Origin of the sequence: Paraburkholderia sp. Ac-20342 (genome assembly GCF_017104985.1) — a bacterium.
GTDB lineage: Bacteria > Pseudomonadota > Gammaproteobacteria > Burkholderiales > Burkholderiaceae > Paraburkholderia.
This window is the reverse complement of the sequence record NZ_JAAGPQ010000068.1, coordinates 1-15,535: the sequence shown is the minus strand read 5'-3', so window position 1 is coordinate 15,535 and position 15,535 is coordinate 1. Positions and strand designations below refer to the sequence as shown.

The following is a 15,535-nucleotide window of genomic DNA, read 5'->3' as shown; positions in this document are numbered from 1 at the left end:
TTTGAATGTACGCTGGCGAATCAGCGCGGCGTGGCCAGCCCGGATTGACCGGCGACCCTTCAACTCTAGAGAAATCCGCGGCAGTGTGCCCGTCTGTTCGTGCACACAGGATTCACAAGCTACTTAATTATTGACGTGCCCCGGAAGATTGCAATTCGCTTTGGGCGAACTTCGGTCGGGCTGAATGAGCTTCAAGTGAGCTTCTGGTGAGCTTCCGGTCGGGCTTGAGTTGGGATCGGGGAAGAACCCGGGAGAACTTTCGATCAGCTTCCGGCACGAGGTGGCGCCGTTATCGACGAAAGAAAAGGGCCGCGTGCGGCCCTTCGTCTGCATGGCTGAACAACGTCGGCTTAGCGCGTAATGCTATAGCCGATGCGCGCAATCCAGCGGTGCTGATTGTAGTCGAGAATGTCTTCTCCGTATCCTGTGAAGAACCCGACCCACAGGAAGCCACCCCAGCGGTTATTGATGAGCTTCGCCAATGGATAGGTGAACTGCGTATCGATACTGCCTTTGCCGCCCTTCATGCCTTTGCGAAGCGTCGTCGCGATTTGCCAGCTGTCGGTGCTGCCGTATTTGAGCAGCAGGTCCATATAGCCGCGATAGTCGGTGATGTCGTGGTTCTCGCCGGCAATATGGGCGTAGTAGTAGACCTTCGGCGCCACGGTCAGATGGTTGCCGTTGAGGTCGCCGAAATCCCAGATCGGCTTGACGAAGAAGATGTCGATGCCGCGCGATTCGGGACCGTCGCGTCCATTCGACTCGTGTTCGTAGCCGGCCATCAGCCCCATCTTGCTCCACCACTTGCTCTTCCAGCCCGTGTCTTCGAGGTAATAGAACAGCGCCGGCATATAGCTCGTGTCGCGGAATGGCGCGGAGTACGCGCCGAGATCCCACAGCGAAGTTTGCGTATAGCCGAAATAAAGATTGTCGGCGAAGCCTCGCGAGCGCGGATCGTCCGGCGTGACGAGGCGGAACTTGAAGCTCAGCTGGAATTTCGCGAGGTTCTCGCCATTCGAGCCGTCGGCGAAATACATGGGCTCGTAGGCGGAGAAGCGGCTGAGGAAGCTGTTGATTTCGGGCACCGGCGCGGCGGGGCGCGCCGGTGCCGGCGACGATGCGATCAGGCTGGTTTGGGATGGTTCGCTCTTCGAAACGCTTGCCGCAGCGTCCGGCGTACCGTCAGCCGACGCGAGCGCCGTGCCCCTGCCGCGTGGCGCTCGCGTGAGCAGGACGAACGAGGGCGACACGTCGAGATCGGGCACGTCGATCTTCATCGCGCCGCGCGCCCATTCGGGCCACGCGCCGACATAGCGGACCGCCTTGAGTTCTCCCGCGGCGAGCTTCAGATGATCGGGCACGCCGCTTTCGCGCGCGAGCGCCAGCGGCCTCGGGATCACGTCCGGATTGCTGAGCGAGATATTCAGTTGTGCCGGAACGTCGACCTCGGTGCCGTTGGGTGCGTCGCCGGAATAGACGATCGTGACTTCGAGCGGACTATTCGCGAGCGCTTCTCGCGGCGGACGCAATACCGAAACGCCGGCAACGCTATAAGCGGAGTAGCCGGCGCCGAACATCAGCAGGCTGATGCAAAGAGATAGCCTGGGAGTGAGTCTGGAAATACGCGAGCGGTGGCTGCCGAGTACTGCGGATTTGCGGTCTTTCTTCATGCTGGACGTCAATCGATTCCGCACACGGGACTCCTATTGATCTACGAATTCAGGTCGCTTCGAGACGATAACGTCAAAGTGTGCAATTGGGCAAAAAAATAGGGTGGGTATCTGTGGAATCAGTTTGATTTTTTCTCACTATATTGTGAATTGCGCGAGTGAATAAGAATGGGCCATGCGGTGGAAAGAGCCGGGTGGAAACGATGGAATGGGAGAAAGCGCGGGACAGCAGCGGTAATGGTTTCTCACTGCTTTTCATTGCGTCTTTTCGTTGCATTTGTGCAACGGAGATTCGCGTGACATATGTCGCATGCGGTTGCCGGTTTGCAATCGGTACGCGCGAATCGCGGCACGAGTCATTCCCCGTATGGCAATTACCGCGTAATTCGCTTTCTGGTTTTTTCGCGGTCATTCATTGCGCGATCAATTGCGGCAAATGACTTGCGGTTAATGACTTGTGGCAAATCGTGCCGATCGTGATCGATCGGAAAAGCCCGTGCTGAGGTCACCGATTGCAATACGCGAATTTCCAATGGCGCTCGGGCGCCGACATGTTTTTCCGTTCGTCTACGCACGGCATATCGTCTATGCGCCGCATATGACGCAACAGCCGCTTTGTCCGTGAACTCAATTTCCCGGCGAAACGAGCAGCGACACCGGCACGCCGTGACATGCCACTTCCGCGAGAACCGTCGCACCGAGTGCCGCGCCCGATTTCGCGCTTGCCGCGAGCGCGGTCGTTTCCTTGTCGATGCGCAGAATGTTGATCGGCCACGATGGCCGCGACAGCCGTTCGTGCGCCAAAGCGCCGACCCACAGCGGCGCGGCCGAGGTGCCGTTGTCGACCGCATAGCCGCTCGGCCAGAAGCGCAGCACGTAGCGTTCCTCGCGCGACTCGCCCGGCCGCATGAACACCAGCGACGACGGCACGCCGTTGTCGAGCTTCGGCAAGACCGGCAGCGCCACCGCCGCGACGTCGGGCGAGGCAAGCGAGAGCAGGCTGCGCGCCGATATGTCGGTGCCCTCGATCCAGCCCTGCGCGCGCAGCCGGTCGCGTATCGTGGCGGGCTCCGACACCCATTGCAGCGTGAACGGCTCCTTGCGGTCGCCACCCATGTCGGAGCGAAAACAGGGTAGCCGCTTCCATTCGGACATCCGCCATGCCGCCTCGGTGAGCCGCACGGGCGGCGGCCGCGGCGTGCTGTCGGGCGGCGTGGGCGCCTCGACGCCGAGTTGCGCGGCCACACTGAACGCCACGACCGCGAGCATGACGAGCGGCATCAAGCGGCGTTGCGGCGGCGGCTGCGGATGCCGCCAGATCGCCGTCAGCGCGACGATCGCGACCCAGCCGCAGGCGAGCGCCGCGCCGCCGATCGCATCCGACACCCAGTAGCGGCCGAAGTACACGCCCGCGAACGCGACGACGATCACGGCGAGCGTGCTCGCGCCCGCGACCAGCACGCCCTCGATCTTGCCGACCCGGCGCGCGAGCAGAAACGCGAGAAAGCCGTAGACGATCACCGTCGCCGCGACGTGATTGCTCGGAAACACGTAGTGGCTCGTCATCAGTTCGTTGGGCGGCGCGCGGCGCATCGCCAGTTGCAGGCCGAGAATCAGCAGTTGCGAAAACGCGACCGCCGCGAGCCAGTAGCCGATCGTGCGCCAGCGCCGCTCCCATAGCATCCACAGCGTGACCGTGACGATCAGCGCGCTCAGCGTGATGCCGCTGCCGAGCGTCGCGAGATGGGCCAGCACCGTGTCGCCCCAGGGCGTGCGCACCGATTGCAGGAAGCGATAGACCGACAGATCGACGGTGGTCAGCGGATCGCCGCTGACGACATCGCCAAGGACACCGAAGAAAAGCACGCCGGCCACGAGCACGAGCAGCGAGGTCACGACGATGCTGGTCGCGTCCGGCGCATCGGGATCGAGCATGCGGCGCGCGGCGCGGCCGAGCGGCCCGGGATGGCGGCAGGCCCAGTTGCCGAGATGGCGGCCCGCCGCGCTCGACCACGCGTTCGCGTGCGAGACGAGAAAGCTCGCGCCGCGAAAGCTGAGCCAGACGATGCATACGAGCATCGCGATGATGACGACGAGCCGGAACGACACCGCGCCGGCGAGCAGCACCGACGCGCCGAACACGACGCCCGGCAGGATATGCGCCGGCGCCCACAGCAGCGCCGAGAGCACGTTGATCGCGTAGAAGCGCAGCGGGCTCATGTCCATCATGCCGGCGACGACCGGCACGATCGCGCGCAACGGGCCGATGAAGCGCGCGAGCACGACGCTTTTCGAGCCCTGTTTGAGAAAGAAGCGCTGGCCCGCGACAAGCAGCTCGGGGTGCCGGCTCAGCGGCCACATCTGGGCGATGTGCTCCTTGTAGCGGCTGCCGAGCCAGAAGCTCATGCCGTCGCCGGCGACCGCGCCGAGGATCGCCCAGACGAACACCCAGGCGAGGCTCAGCGCGCCGGTGCCCGTTAGCGCGCCGGCGAGGAACATCGCGGTGCTGCCGGGGACGAACGTGCCGATCACGGCGATCGCTTCGAGAAAAGCCGCCAGGAACACGACCGCGAGCATCCACGCCGAGTGGCCGGCAAGCAGATGCAAAAGGTGGATGTAGGCGTGCTCCATCGTGCTGCGTCGTGCTCCCGCGCGTGCGCGCTCGGCCGGTCTGCTGTTACGACCGATCATAACGCGCGCGGGCACGCTCCGTGCGGGTGCAGCGCCGCTGCACGCGTTGGGCGGCGGGCTCAGAATAGGAGGGGAGCGCGCGGCGCTATCGGCGTCGTGCCGTGGGGTCGATGAAATCGAAGCCAGGGGTGACTCATGAGAAGCGGAACAGGTGGGATCGCGCGAGCGGTGATGGTTGCGGTGGTGCTGATGGCGGGAACCGCGGAGGTGGGGTGGGCCCAGCAGTTGGGCAACCCGGGCGGCGGCGCGCAATCCGGCGAATCGGGCGGGAGCAGCGGCACGGGGCACGGCGCGGCCGGCATGGGCCTCGGCACGGGTGTCGGCGGCGGCCCGGCGCCGGGCGTGGGAACGTCGCCGGGCACGGCGTACGGCACGGGTTCAGCCGGCGCCGGCCCCGTGCTCAACGACATGCGCGCCAACGGCACGGCCCTCTATATGAACCCCGATCCACGCGCGCCGAACGTGAGCGGCAGGGCGGCGCCGCTCAGATAGCGTCGCGCGGGGCGCCGGGCCGGCTGGCTCCGGCTCAACGATTGCCGTCGAGCAGATCGCCGAGCATTTCGTCGAAGGCGGCTTGCGCGTCTTCGAGTTCCTGCAAGGCGGCGTCGAACGTTTGCAGGGCAAACTGCGAGGGTTTGCCGGCGCCGGCCGGCGGGAATTGTGTCTGCAGCGACGCAAACGCCGTCTGCACCCGCTTTGTCGCGGTCAGCACGCGTTCCATCGCGGCGGTTTCTTCGGCTCGCGCCTTGTCGTGATCCATGAAAACTCCGGTTCGTCGGGTTGCATCGGAGCGGCTCGCGCCGCTTCGCAAGAGGGCTTCAAAGGCGTGACTATGCCACGTTCGCGTTGATGAAAGCGGCATCAGGAAAGCGGCAGGCCGCCATACGGCTTCACCTCGCGCAACGATAACGACGACTCCACCGAGGTCACGCCCGGCAGACTGCGCAACTCGTCGCGCATGAACGCGCCGTAGTCGTCGAGATCGCGCGCGACGACCTGCAGGATGTAATCGGCGCTGCCCGACACGTTGTGGCACGACAGGATGCGCGGGATCGCCTGCACCTCGCGCTCGAAGCGCGTCGCGGTCGCGCGGTCGTGCACCGCGAAGCGCACGTAGACGAACGCGACCACGCCAAGGCCGAGCGCGGCGCGCGACAGCATCGCGCGGTAATGATCGATATAGCCGTCGTTTTCGAGGCGTTTCAGACGCCGCGCGCACGGCGTTTCGCTGAGGCCGACCGTTTCGGCGAGCCGCGCATTCGGCATGCGGCCGTCGTTTTGCAGCGCGGCGAGGATGGCGCGGTCGGTTTTGTCGAGATCGGCGGCGGGCATGGTTTCGGAGTATCGGCGAGGGGTGGGGGAAAGCTCGGTAAAGTGAGCAAATATTAGCGCATTCCGCTTCAAATGAAGGTTTGGGATTGGCAATTCGCCAGCAAACACTCTGCCGCCGATAGCAAGATAGAGCCTCTAAAAACAAGGAGGCTTCCATGATTTCCGCTCACCTGCTGGCCGTGTATATCGCGGCGTTGTTCGTCGTTTATGCGGTGCCCGGGCCGGACATGGCGCTGATTCTGCAAACCAGCATCGCGCGCGGCGTGCGCAGCGGCTTCGCGGCGGCGGCCGGGCTCGGACTTTCGCGCGCCACGCACGTGACGCTCTCGGCATGCGGGATGGCCGCGCTGTTGCGCAACGCGCCGTGGCTGTACGACGCGGTGCGCTACGTCGGCGCGGTTTATCTTGCGTGGGTCGGGATTCAGATTTTCCGCTCGCCGGGCTTCGCTCTGCCCGACGAGGGGCGTGCTGCCGTGGCGTCCAATGCCGCTGCGGCGCGTCCGTTGCGGACCGCGTTCATCAAAGGCTTGCTGACGAATCTGCTGAACCCGAAGGCGCTGCTGTTCTGTTCGGTCCTGCTGCCGCAATTCGTACGGCCGGAGGCGGGGCCGGTCGCGCTGCAGATGATCGAACTCGGCGTCGTGCTGCTCGTGACCGGCGCATGCTTCGACGCGCTATATGCGACCGGCGCCGCGCGCATCGCCAGCTGGATGCGCGCTCATCCGCTCGCGCAGACCTTGCAGCGCTGGACGTTCTCGGCTGCGCTGATCGGATTTGCGCTGCGGCTTTCGCTCGATTGAGGCGGTGTCGCGAGGGCGGCGGGGCAGCGAAGCGAAGACGCCGATGCCCCGCGGCGCCGTTCACTGTCGCTCACTTCTTCAGCTTGCGCTCGCGCCGCGGCTGGTCCTCGATAATCTTCCTGCGATGCTTGTCCTTCATCTTCTTCCAGGTTTTGCATTCGTCGCGTGTGCGCATGCAGCCGATGCAAAAGCCGGTTTTGTCGTCGAACTTGCAGATGTCGATGCAGGGTGACTCGATGCTCATAACCGATAGCCGTCAGGGTTGAGGTAGCGCGACTGTCGCATGCGCCATGTTCGCGGCGCCAAGTGATTGTGTTAATAAAGCCGATAGCGGCGCGGGCCGTCTTACTTGCCCGCGCTTCACGGATACCCCGCCGCGCCGCGCGCGGCGACACAATGGCTTGCTTCCCTTCATCGATGAAAACCTTCCTGCTGTATGTCGTGACCGCCGTCGCCGAAATTCTCGGCTGCTATCTGCCGTGGCGCTGGCTCAAGGAGGACGGCTCCGCGTGGCTGTTGCTGCCCGGCGCGCTGAGCCTCGCGCTGTTCGCATGGCTGCTGACGCTGCACGGCACCGCCGCGGGCCGTGTGTATGCGGCTTACGGCGGTGTCTACGTGACGGTGGCGATTGCGTGGCTGTGGGGCGTGGACAAGGTGCGGCCCACGCTCTGGGATGCGGCGGGCGTCGCGCTGACGCTCGCCGGCATGGCGGTGATTGCGTTCCAGCCGCGCATCCACGCATAGCGCCTCGCTGCATAGGCCGCCGGCGCGCGGCGCGGCTTGGCTGGGGTGGTCTCGCGCCGGTCCGCTGCTGCTCCGATGCCGACCGGCTTCAGGCGGGGACCCGGCGGCCCGCCTCCTTATTGCATCGTACCCAGATAATCGAGCTTGCCGAGTTCGACGCCGTTGTGGCGCAAGATGTCGTACGCGGTCGTCACGTGGAAATAGAAGTTCGGCAGCACGAAGCCGAACAGATACGACATGCCCGTGAATTCGAGCGGGCCCACCCGCATTTTCAGCGTGATGGCGCGCGTTTCGGAACCGTCGATCTGCGCGGCGTTGAACTCCTTCAGATAATCGATCGTCTTTTGAAGGCGGGCCTGCAATTCGTCGAACGTCTGCTCCACGTCTTCGAATTTCGGCGGCTCGACGCCGGCCAGCCGCGCGGCGCAACCCTTCGCGGTGTCGCTCACGATATAGACCTGACGCACGAGCGGCAGCATGTCCGGCGCGAGCCGGGCGTTCGTGAACACCGAGGGCTCGATCTGCTTCGCGGCCGCGTGCGCCTCGGCTTTGCCGAGGATGGCTTGCAGGTTCGTGAGACCGCGAATCAGCACAGGCAATGATGCTTGATACATCGAAATTGACATGGGTTCCTCTGATTTTCTCGATCGTGCGCGCGGGCCGGCGCGCGAGGCAACAATGAAGCGGCTGGAATGCCGCTGAAGCATCATAGCGCGCCGCACGTGCGATGCACATTAGCCATTCGGCCAACTGCCGCGCGCGCCGGAACTGTGCTCGAATGCCCGGGTCGGACGGTTGAACGAAGTCCTCGAACAGCAACTTGCCGCCGCGGCGTGAAACGAGGCCAGGCGGCAAGGCGGCGCGCGCGCAGGCGCGTGGCGTGCTGAGGTGCAACCGGGCCGTGCGCGCACCGTGCGGGCCCGCCACGCTAACAGGAGAGTCGACACCATGGTCAACAGGCACCCATTGCCGGGCAGCGAGCGCACGGTCGAGCAAGGCGTAAAGGTCGTCGGGCAATGCGATCCGACGGAGCGGATCGAGGTTTTCGTGATGCTGCGCCGCCGGCAGCAGGCGCAGTTCGATGCGCTGATGAGCCGGATCGAGGCCGGCGACCCGAGCGTCAAACCGCTTTCGCGTGAAGCGCTCGCGCAAGACTACGGCGCCGCGCCGGACGATATCGCGAAGGTCGGGGCGTTCGCGGCCGCGCATGGTCTGACGGTTGTGCGTGAGGACCCGGCGGCGCGTCTCGTCCTGCTGGGCGGCACGATCGCGCAGTTCCAGAGCGCGTTCGAGGTCGCACTCGCGCATTATCAGCATCACACGGCCGGGCAGTTTCGCGGCCGCACCGGCACGATCAGCGTGCCGGACGATCTGCACGGCGTCGTCGAGGCGGTGCTCGGGCTCGACAACCGGCCACAGGCGCGGCCGCACTTCCGCATCCGGCCGCCGTTCGTGCCGGCGCGCGCGCATCAGGCGTCGTTCACGCCGCTGCAGCTCGCCTCGCTCTACCAGTTTCCACAAGGCGATGGCGACGGCCAGTGTGTCGGCATCATCGAACTCGGCGGCGGCTATAACACGTCCGATCTCACGGCGTATTTTTCGAGCCTCGGCGTGGCCTCGCCCAACGTGACAGCGGTCGGCGTCGATCAAGGCGGCAATCGGCCGAGCGGCGACCCGAACGGGCCCGACGGAGAGGTCACGCTCGACATCGAGATCGTCGGCGCGATCGTGCCGCGCTCGACCATCGCCGTGTACTTCACGCAGAACAGCGACGCCGGTTTTATCGACGCGGTGAGCCGCGCGGTGCACGACACGGCCAATAAGCCCTCGGTGATTTCGATCAGTTGGGGCGCGCCCGAGTCGGTCTGGACCAGCCAGTCGATGCAGGCGTTCAACAGCGTGCTGCAGTCGGCGGCGGCGCTCGGCGTGACGATCTGCGCGGCGTCGGGCGACAGCGGTTCGAGCGATGGCTCGGGTGGCGGCGATCAGGTCGACTTCCCTGCATCGAGCCCGTACGTGCTCGCGTGCGGCGGCACGCAGCTCACCGCGTCGGGCTCGTCGATCACGCGCGAGGTGGTGTGGAACGACGGCGAACAGGGCGGCGCGAGCGGCGGCGGAGTGAGCCAGGCGTTTGCGGTGCCGGTGTGGCAGAAGGGCTTGTCGGTGACGTCGCCGGGCGGCGGCAGCGTGGCGCTCGGCGGGCGCGGCGTGCCGGACGTCGCGGGCGATGCGTCGCCCGTCACCGGCTACAGCGTGCTGATCGACGGCACGCAGACGGTGATCGGCGGCACGAGCGCGGTCGCGCCGCTATGGGCGGCGCTGATCGCGCGGATCAACGCGGCGAACGGGCAGCCGGTCGGTTTTGTCAACGCGAAGCTCTACAAGGCGCCGGGCGTCTGCAACGACATCACGCAGGGCAACAACGGCAGCTTCGCGGCATCGGTGGGCTGGGACGCTTGCACGGGACTGGGCAGTCCGATTGGCCAGAAGGTGGCGGCCGCACTATAGTCAACAGGCTGGCGGCGACAGTCGGCAACGGTTCGCGATACGTGGCGGACCGCCGGTAGAGGACGTGAGGCGAGGAAGTGAAGCCGGCAAATGAAGCGCGGAAGTGAAGAAGCGCGGATGTACACCGAGGATACAAGGCGAATACGCGAAACAAGGACGCGAAACGAAGACGTATGGCGAGGACGTAAAGCGAAGACGCGGCACGTTAAATCGAACCCATGGAGCGATCATGACGAACACAGAGTCTGCTTCCGGTAGTCAGCATCCGTCGCACAACGCATCCACCGAGGCCACGGCGGCTGCGGTCACCACGAGCGAGCCGCACAAGGCCAAGGCCGGCGACCAGCCGTTCTTCGATCCGGTCGCCTACGGGAACGGGCCGGACGATTCGGTGACCGAGACGGCGGAGACCGCCGCGGTTACGCATCACGCGGTGACGATCGGCGGCAGGAAAATCAACTACACGGCGACGGCGGGGCATCTCGTGATCGTCGATCCGAGCAGCTCGCAGCCCGAAGCGCGGATGTTCTACGTCGCGTTCACGCAGGACAACCAGAAGGAAGAAACGCGGCCGGTCACGTTCTTTTATAACGGCGGACCGGGGTCGTCGTCGGTGTTCGTGCTGCTCGGCTCGTTCGCGCCGCGCCGCATCAAAACGTCGATGCCGAGCTTCACGCCGCCCGCGCCGTATGCGATGGAAGACAATCCGGACAGCCTGCTCGACAAAAGCGACCTCGTTTTCATCAATCCGGTCGGCACCGGCTATTCGGCGGCCATCGCGCCGAAGAAGAATCGCGACTTCTGGGGCGTCGATCAGGACGCGGATTCGCTCAAGCAGTTCATCAAGCGCTTTCTGACGAAGAACAACCGCTGGAATTCGCCGAAGTATCTGTTCGGCGAATCGTATGGCACGGCGCGTAGTTGCGTGCTCGCGTATCGCCTGCACGAGGACGGCGTCGATCTGAACGGCATCACGCTGCAATCGTCGATTCTCGACTATACGCAGGCCGGCAATCCGGTCGGCGCGTTGCCCACCGCGGCAGCGGACGCCTGGTATCACCGGAAGCTCGGCGTCGCGCCGCGCCCGACCGATCTCGGCGCGTTTGCCGAAGAGGTCGCGCAGTTCTCGCGCACCGACTATCTGGCCGCGTTGCGCAAGTTTCCGACCACCGATTCCGCGACCGTCGAAAAGCTCAGCGAATACACCGGCATCGACAAGACGACGCTGCTCGCGTGGAGCCTCGACATCGCGGGCTACGACAGCCGCGGCAATTCGCTGTTCCTGACCACGCTGCTCAAGGCGCAAGGTCTCGCGCTCGGCGAATACGACGGCCGCGTGACCGCGATCGAGACCGGCATTGCCGGCAAGATCGATCCGAACTCCGGCGGCAACGATCCGACCATGACCGCCGTGACCGGCGTCTACACGACGATGTGGAACGTGTACCTGAACGAGCAGTTGAAGTACACGTCGAATTCGTCGTTCACCGACCTCAACGACCAGGCGTTCAAGTACTGGGATTTCAGCCATATCGATCCGACCGGCGCGCAGAAGGGCGTCGACCCGAAGGGCAACATCATCCTGTACACGGCGGGCGACCTCGCGGCGGTGATGGCGCTCAATCCCGACCTGAAGGTGCTGTCGGCGAACGGCTTCTTCGACTTCGTGACGCCGTTCTATCAGACCGTGCTCGATCTCCAGCAGATGCCGCTGCTCAGCCAGCAGGTGCGGCAGAACCTGTCGGCGCGGTTCTATCCGTCGGGGCACATGGTCTATCTCGACGGCGGCTCGCGCACCGCGCTGAAGGCCGACCTCGCGCAGATGTACGAGCAGACGCTCTCGAATGAACCGGCGCTTGGCCGGATTCGCGCGTTGCAGGCGCGGGTCGCGAAGTAGCGGCGGGGGCTGCCGCAGTGGAGCGTGTCGATTTTCGTCGTTGCTCTCCTCGCGCAGGAACTGCCATGAAACAGGGGCTTCCAGTCGGCCTGGCCGCCTGTTGCCGCGCACGTTAATGGGCTCATGATCCCGGCTCGCGTCGCAGGCGTGTGCCGGGCTTTTGTACCTAAGCATATTGAATATGTTTTAATTGCCCTGCGAATTGAACTACCGCGCGCCTCCGCCGGCGCGCCGACGAATGAATGCAGGTATGGCAGACACGCGTCGCAGCCGTTTTTTCCGCGACGTGACCCGCAGCAACGACGACGCTCGCGCGCCGCTACTCGCGCGCGCGAGCGGTGTTGCCCACCCCGCTCCGAAGGCTCGGCGCGCAGCGCGGCTGGGCGCGAGCTTTATCGTGGCGCTCTGCGCGCTGCATATCGGCGACGCCGCCGCGCAGGGCGGCACGATGCTCGATGAGCGCGTCACGCAGCAATCGATCGGTGAAACGATTTGCCGCGCCGGTTACGCGGATGCGGTCGCGCCGCCTTTCGACGAACTGATGGCGCACAAGGATCGCATGCTGGCCGCGCGCGGCATCGATGCAGACGACGGCGTCGCGTTCGCGCTCGACCGGCGTGTGCCGGTCGTGCTCGGCGGTTCGCCGGACGCGCCGGCCAATCTCGATCTTCGGCCGTGGGCCGGTCCGCAGGGCGAGCGTCGCAAGGCGCGCGCGGCGGTCATGCTCAAGCACTGCGTTTGCTCGGGCCAACTGAGTCTCGCGCAGGCGCAGACGGCGATCGTCGGCAACTGGTCGGCGCTTTATTCGGGCTTCGGCCGGGCCTCGTGCGACATGAGCCGGCTTGACGTCGCGGCCGGCGACGCCAACGACGACGCAGGCGAAAACGACAGCGCCGACCGGCGCGGCGAGGCGCACGAACGCGCGCCCTGAGCGCAGGGTTCGAGGCCGCGCGTGCGCGTGGCCGACAGGCCGGATCGGTTTGCATCGTCCGGTTGCGCGCGCTTTCGCGAGAATCCGCTGTGCGCACGTCCATGCGAGTTGCCCGTGCGAGCGACAGTTCGCGGTTCGCTATCCCCAATTTTTCGGAGAAACACCATGACCCATTCCCGTCTCGCCGCCGTGGCGCTCAGCATCGCCGGCCTGTGCGGCAGCGCCGCTGCTCTCGCCGCCGAGCCCGCTCATTGCGCGCGTGCCGACTCGCTCGTGATTCGCGGCGACGTGCCCGCGGCGATCAGCTTCGACGTGTACCGGCAACTGCATCCGCTGAGCGCGCAGCGCATCGCGTTGTTCCAGGCGGCCGGCCAGGTGAAGCATCTGCCCGATGGCCTGCCGGTGTGCCAGATCGTCGACGACGGTGTCGACGATCCGTCCGCGGTGCTGGTCCGCCTGCCGAAAGGCAAGAATGCGTGGTGGGTGAACGCGACCAACGTGCAAGCGGCGGACTGATCGGCTCGATCAGCCCGCCTTTTGCGCACGTCCCCCGCGACACGCTTTGCTTTGCGCCGCGCCGTGGCGGTGCGTGTTTGCCGCAGCGAGTAGCAGCCGGTGGCAGCCAGTAGCCGTCGATAGCGGCCGATCTTGGGCTGAACCGTAGCAGTCGCGCCGGCCGGGCATGCACCGTGCTGAATCCGCCGATGTTTTTCTGTTGTTGGCGCGGCCGATTCAGGTACAGTGCATTGACGGCGACGTTTCACCGTTTCCCGCAGCACGGTTGCGCCGCGCCGCTGGTGTCGAAGATGGCAATCCTGACAACAGGACGAAATTCGCAGAGGAGATTTGAATGATGGCCTTCTATTTGTCCTTGCTCGCTTTGGCTGTCGCGGGCGCGGTCCTGATCCGCGAACTCGCCGCCGCTCGGGCGAAACAGCGCGCGGCGCTGCGGCCGGTGCGCGTCGAAAGCGCGGTTCGTCGGACAGGTCGCCACGCGCGTCGAGGGTAGGCCACATGAACCTGACCGTGCGCAATATCGCCGAATCGTGCAGCGAGCAGGAAGTGCGGGAATTTCTGAAGCGCGAACTCGGGCATTACGCGAAAAACGTCGAGGTCGTGGACGCCGGTAAACCCGGCGCCTACGCAATGGTCGAACTGGACGCCAACGTGCCGTATGTCGGCGACGTGATCGCGCGGCAGATTCAGGGCAAGCATCTGGGTGGCCAGCCGCTCGAAGCGAGCGCCGATCTGTTCAGCGACGAACCGCCGCCCGAGCGCTAAGGGCGTCACCCGGTACCCCGATTCCCGGCGGGCTTCCTGGATAGCGTCGACGACGGCGGGGATGCGCGGCCAATCGCGCATCCCCGCCGTTTTCATTGCCGCGCATCAAGCGCCCCGCGCCTCAGCCGCCGGACGTTATTTCTCGTCGTGCCGCGTCGGCCAGTCGAACGGCGTATACGGCAGCGCCCGCTTGTGATGTGTCGCTTCGTAGAACCGCAGAATCACCGCGCGCGCCGCATCGCTGACCGGTTTGCCTTCGAGGAAGTCGTCGATCGCATCGTAGGGGATGCCGTAGGCGTCTTCGTCGGGGCGCAACGGACGCAGCATTTCAAGGTCGGCGGTCGGCACCTTGTGCGCGAGCGCCTCGGGCGCGCCGAGCGCTTGCGCCACCGCGCGCACGCGGCGCTTGTTGAGGCCCGCGAGCGGCAGCACGTCGGCGCCGCCGTCGCCGAATTTCGTGAAGAAGCCCATCAGCGATTCGGCCGCGTGGTCCGTGCCGATCACGACGCCGGCTCGCGCGCCGGCCACCGCGTATTGGGCGATCATGCGCTGGCGCGCCTTGATATTGCCGTGCACGAAATCCTGCTGTGCGCCGTCCTTGAATAACACGCCGCTTTTATCGAGCGATGCGAGCAGCGCATCGGCGGCGGGTTGGATATCGATGGTGAGATTTTCGTCGGCGCGAATGAAGCGTAATGCCTGCTGGGCATCGGCTTCGTCGCGCTGTATGCCGTAAGGCAAACGTATTGCGACGAATTGCGCATTGTAATTATTCGCGCGCAAACGTTCGACCGCGAGTTGGGCGAGACGTCCGGCCGTTGTCGAATCGACTCCGCCGCTAATTCCCAGCACATAAGTTTTCAGGCCGCTGCTACGCAGATAGTTCGCGAGAAAATCGATCCGGCGCTCGATTTCATGCTGTGCGTCGAATTCCGCGGCAATGTGCATTTCGGCTGCAATGCTTGCCTGGCGGGCGGCTGGATCGTGTTGGACCATGATTGTTCTGACTCCTCGCGCAACGGTTAAGTATCGAGCCGCATCACGGTGGCCCGGAAAGGTTTTTTAGCGGATGAACCGGCCGATCGTTCCACGGTTTTATTTCAGGGATTCGATTTAAATCAGGTCATGGCGATTTTCCGCTTCACACACCGCTTGCCGAAATTTGTCAGCCGCTTCGCAGAATTCGAAAATCGGCTGTATTTCATCGACATGCAGCCATGCGCTGAGTAATATCGTCGTTCCGCGCGCTGCGCTAAAGCGGCGGGCAATCAATAATAATCATGTTTGCTCTGATACGCGATAAACGACCGGGATTGGCCTGGCCAGCCTGAACTGGAACATACGGCTTCCGTCCCGGTGGTGCGTCGACGCGAGATGATCGAGATGCCGTTTTCATACCGCACGCCAGGTGCGAGTCGTGTTGCGCATGCTGCTCGTCGCAGCCTGGCGCGCGCCGTTGGCGTGTTGGCGTGCGCAGGGACGTGTGTTGGGACGTGCGCGTTGCCGGCGCAGGCGGCGAGTGCGCCGGGTGCCGCAAGTGCGGCGCCGGGGCATGCGGTGTCGGCCGTGCCGGCAACGCCTGCGGTAGCGAAGGCGACAACGCCTGCCGCGAAGGCGCAACCCCCGGCGTCGCGAGTCGCGGCGGCGCATCCCGCCAATCGGCCGTCGACGCCGATCAACG

At 65.0% G+C, this 15,535-nt stretch carries 17 protein-coding genes; 10 read left to right on the top strand and 7 right to left on the bottom strand.

Annotated elements, in window-relative coordinates:
• Positions 1-350: 350 nt before the first annotated feature.
• Positions 351-1,694, bottom strand: coding sequence for a phospholipase A (locus tag G3N58_RS24070; RefSeq protein ID WP_346778292.1), 1,344 nt, complete (start codon positions 1,692-1,694; stop codon positions 351-353).
• 603 nt (positions 1,695-2,297) lie between these two features.
• A complete protein-coding gene (locus G3N58_RS24065) occupies positions 2,298-4,301 on the bottom strand; it encodes a bifunctional DedA family/phosphatase PAP2 family protein (RefSeq protein WP_206000387.1) in 2,004 nt (667 codons plus the stop codon).
• A 195-nt stretch (positions 4,302-4,496) separates the two neighbouring features.
• Between G3N58_RS24065 and G3N58_RS24060 the strand changes: the two genes are divergently transcribed.
• The gene (locus tag G3N58_RS24060) at positions 4,497-4,853 is read left to right on the top strand and encodes a hypothetical protein (protein WP_167049623.1); all 357 of its coding nucleotides are present in this window, start codon (positions 4,497-4,499) and stop codon (positions 4,851-4,853) included.
• A 34-nt stretch (positions 4,854-4,887) separates the two neighbouring features.
• Here the strand turns inward: G3N58_RS24060 and G3N58_RS24055 are convergent, their stop codons facing one another.
• Together G3N58_RS24055 and G3N58_RS24050 are read right to left on the bottom strand one after the other, a co-directional pair.
• Positions 4,888-5,121, bottom strand: coding sequence for a hypothetical protein (locus G3N58_RS24055; RefSeq protein WP_167049621.1), 234 nt, complete (start codon positions 5,119-5,121; stop codon positions 4,888-4,890).
• Between the two features lie 101 nt (positions 5,122-5,222).
• Positions 5,223-5,693, bottom strand: coding sequence for an Lrp/AsnC family transcriptional regulator (locus tag G3N58_RS24050; protein ID WP_167049619.1), 471 nt, complete (start codon positions 5,691-5,693; stop codon positions 5,223-5,225).
• Between the two features lie 155 nt (positions 5,694-5,848).
• On the opposite strand from G3N58_RS24050, the gene G3N58_RS24045 reads away from it, so the two are divergent.
• Positions 5,849-6,493, top strand: coding sequence for a LysE family translocator (locus tag G3N58_RS24045; protein WP_167049617.1), 645 nt, complete (start codon positions 5,849-5,851; stop codon positions 6,491-6,493).
• Between the two features lie 70 nt (positions 6,494-6,563).
• On the opposite strand, the gene G3N58_RS24040 is transcribed toward G3N58_RS24045, so the two are convergent.
• Positions 6,564-6,737 carry a DUF1289 domain-containing protein gene (locus G3N58_RS24040; protein ID WP_167049616.1) on the bottom strand — a complete coding sequence of 58 codons (174 nt, stop codon included), beginning with the start codon at positions 6,735-6,737 and terminating at the stop codon, positions 6,564-6,566.
• A gap of 173 nt (positions 6,738-6,910) precedes the next feature.
• Between G3N58_RS24040 and G3N58_RS24035 the strand changes: the two genes are divergently transcribed.
• Positions 6,911-7,237 (top strand): YnfA family protein, encoded by a 327-nt coding sequence (locus G3N58_RS24035; protein WP_167049679.1) that lies wholly within the window; start codon positions 6,911-6,913, stop codon positions 7,235-7,237.
• A 116-nt stretch (positions 7,238-7,353) separates the two neighbouring features.
• On the opposite strand, the gene G3N58_RS24030 is transcribed toward G3N58_RS24035, so the two are convergent.
• Positions 7,354-7,863: a DUF1993 domain-containing protein gene (locus G3N58_RS24030; RefSeq protein ID WP_167049615.1), complete on the bottom strand. Its 510-nt coding sequence runs from the start codon at positions 7,861-7,863 to the stop codon at positions 7,354-7,356.
• Positions 7,864-8,185: 322 nt separating this feature from the next.
• On the opposite strand from G3N58_RS24030, the gene G3N58_RS24025 reads away from it, so the two are divergent.
• The 6 genes from G3N58_RS24025 to G3N58_RS24000 all read left to right on the top strand — a co-directional run bounded on the left by G3N58_RS24025 (position 8,186) and on the right by G3N58_RS24000 (position 13,854).
• A complete protein-coding gene (locus G3N58_RS24025; protein WP_206000386.1) occupies positions 8,186-9,745 on the top strand; it encodes a S53 family peptidase in 1,560 nt (519 codons plus the stop codon).
• Positions 9,746-9,974: 229 nt separating this feature from the next.
• A complete protein-coding gene (locus tag G3N58_RS24020) occupies positions 9,975-11,642 on the top strand; it encodes a peptidase S1 (RefSeq protein ID WP_167285083.1) in 1,668 nt (555 codons plus the stop codon).
• A gap of 238 nt (positions 11,643-11,880) precedes the next feature.
• Positions 11,881-12,573 carry a hypothetical protein gene (locus G3N58_RS24015; RefSeq protein ID WP_206000385.1) on the top strand — a complete coding sequence of 231 codons (693 nt, stop codon included), beginning with the start codon at positions 11,881-11,883 and terminating at the stop codon, positions 12,571-12,573.
• A gap of 165 nt (positions 12,574-12,738) precedes the next feature.
• Positions 12,739-13,089: a hypothetical protein gene (locus tag G3N58_RS24010; RefSeq protein WP_167049607.1), complete on the top strand. Its 351-nt coding sequence runs from the start codon at positions 12,739-12,741 to the stop codon at positions 13,087-13,089.
• Between the two features lie 334 nt (positions 13,090-13,423).
• A complete protein-coding gene (locus tag G3N58_RS24005) occupies positions 13,424-13,582 on the top strand; it encodes a hypothetical protein (RefSeq protein WP_206000384.1) in 159 nt (52 codons plus the stop codon).
• A 5-nt stretch (positions 13,583-13,587) separates the two neighbouring features.
• A complete protein-coding gene (locus G3N58_RS24000) occupies positions 13,588-13,854 on the top strand; it encodes an RNA-binding protein (RefSeq protein ID WP_167049603.1) in 267 nt (88 codons plus the stop codon).
• Positions 13,855-13,989: 135 nt separating this feature from the next.
• Here the strand turns inward: G3N58_RS24000 and nadE are convergent, their stop codons facing one another.
• Positions 13,990-14,850, bottom strand: coding sequence for an ammonia-dependent NAD(+) synthetase (gene nadE, locus G3N58_RS23995; RefSeq protein ID WP_167049601.1), 861 nt, complete (start codon positions 14,848-14,850; stop codon positions 13,990-13,992).
• Positions 14,851-14,898: 48 nt separating this feature from the next.
• On the opposite strand from nadE, the gene G3N58_RS23990 reads away from it, so the two are divergent.
• The gene (locus tag G3N58_RS23990; RefSeq protein ID WP_206000383.1) at positions 14,899-15,084 is read left to right on the top strand and encodes a hypothetical protein; all 186 of its coding nucleotides are present in this window, start codon (positions 14,899-14,901) and stop codon (positions 15,082-15,084) included.
• Positions 15,085-15,535: the final 451 nt, after the last annotated feature.

What these genes read in the sequence shown, in the direction of transcription:
- G3N58_RS24015 (WP_206000385.1), top strand. Translation starts at nt 11,881, where the DNA reads ATGAATGCAGGTATGGCAGACACGCGTCGCAGCCGTTTTTTCCGCGAC.
- G3N58_RS24035 (WP_167049679.1), top strand. Translation starts at nt 6,911, where the DNA reads ATGAAAACCTTCCTGCTGTATGTCGTGACCGCCGTCGCCGAAATTCTC.
- G3N58_RS24060 (WP_167049623.1), top strand. Translation starts at nt 4,497, where the DNA reads ATGAGAAGCGGAACAGGTGGGATCGCGCGAGCGGTGATGGTTGCGGTG.
- G3N58_RS24055 (WP_167049621.1), bottom strand. Translation starts at nt 5,121, where the DNA reads ATGGATCACGACAAGGCGCGAGCCGAAGAAACCGCCGCGATGGAACGC.
- G3N58_RS24020 (WP_167285083.1), top strand. Translation starts at nt 9,975, where the DNA reads ATGACGAACACAGAGTCTGCTTCCGGTAGTCAGCATCCGTCGCACAAC.
- nadE (WP_167049601.1), bottom strand. Translation starts at nt 14,850, where the DNA reads ATGGTCCAACACGATCCAGCCGCCCGCCAGGCAAGCATTGCAGCCGAA.
- G3N58_RS24030 (WP_167049615.1), bottom strand. Translation starts at nt 7,863, where the DNA reads ATGTCAATTTCGATGTATCAAGCATCATTGCCTGTGCTGATTCGCGGT.
- G3N58_RS24025 (WP_206000386.1), top strand. Translation starts at nt 8,186, where the DNA reads ATGGTCAACAGGCACCCATTGCCGGGCAGCGAGCGCACGGTCGAGCAA.
- G3N58_RS24045 (WP_167049617.1), top strand. Translation starts at nt 5,849, where the DNA reads ATGATTTCCGCTCACCTGCTGGCCGTGTATATCGCGGCGTTGTTCGTC.
- G3N58_RS24005 (WP_206000384.1), top strand. Translation starts at nt 13,424, where the DNA reads ATGATGGCCTTCTATTTGTCCTTGCTCGCTTTGGCTGTCGCGGGCGCG.
- G3N58_RS24040 (WP_167049616.1), bottom strand. Translation starts at nt 6,737, where the DNA reads ATGAGCATCGAGTCACCCTGCATCGACATCTGCAAGTTCGACGACAAA.
- G3N58_RS24050 (WP_167049619.1), bottom strand. Translation starts at nt 5,693, where the DNA reads ATGCCCGCCGCCGATCTCGACAAAACCGACCGCGCCATCCTCGCCGCG.
- G3N58_RS24000 (WP_167049603.1), top strand. Translation starts at nt 13,588, where the DNA reads ATGAACCTGACCGTGCGCAATATCGCCGAATCGTGCAGCGAGCAGGAA.
- G3N58_RS24065 (WP_206000387.1), bottom strand. Translation starts at nt 4,301, where the DNA reads ATGGAGCACGCCTACATCCACCTTTTGCATCTGCTTGCCGGCCACTCG.
- G3N58_RS24010 (WP_167049607.1), top strand. Translation starts at nt 12,739, where the DNA reads ATGACCCATTCCCGTCTCGCCGCCGTGGCGCTCAGCATCGCCGGCCTG.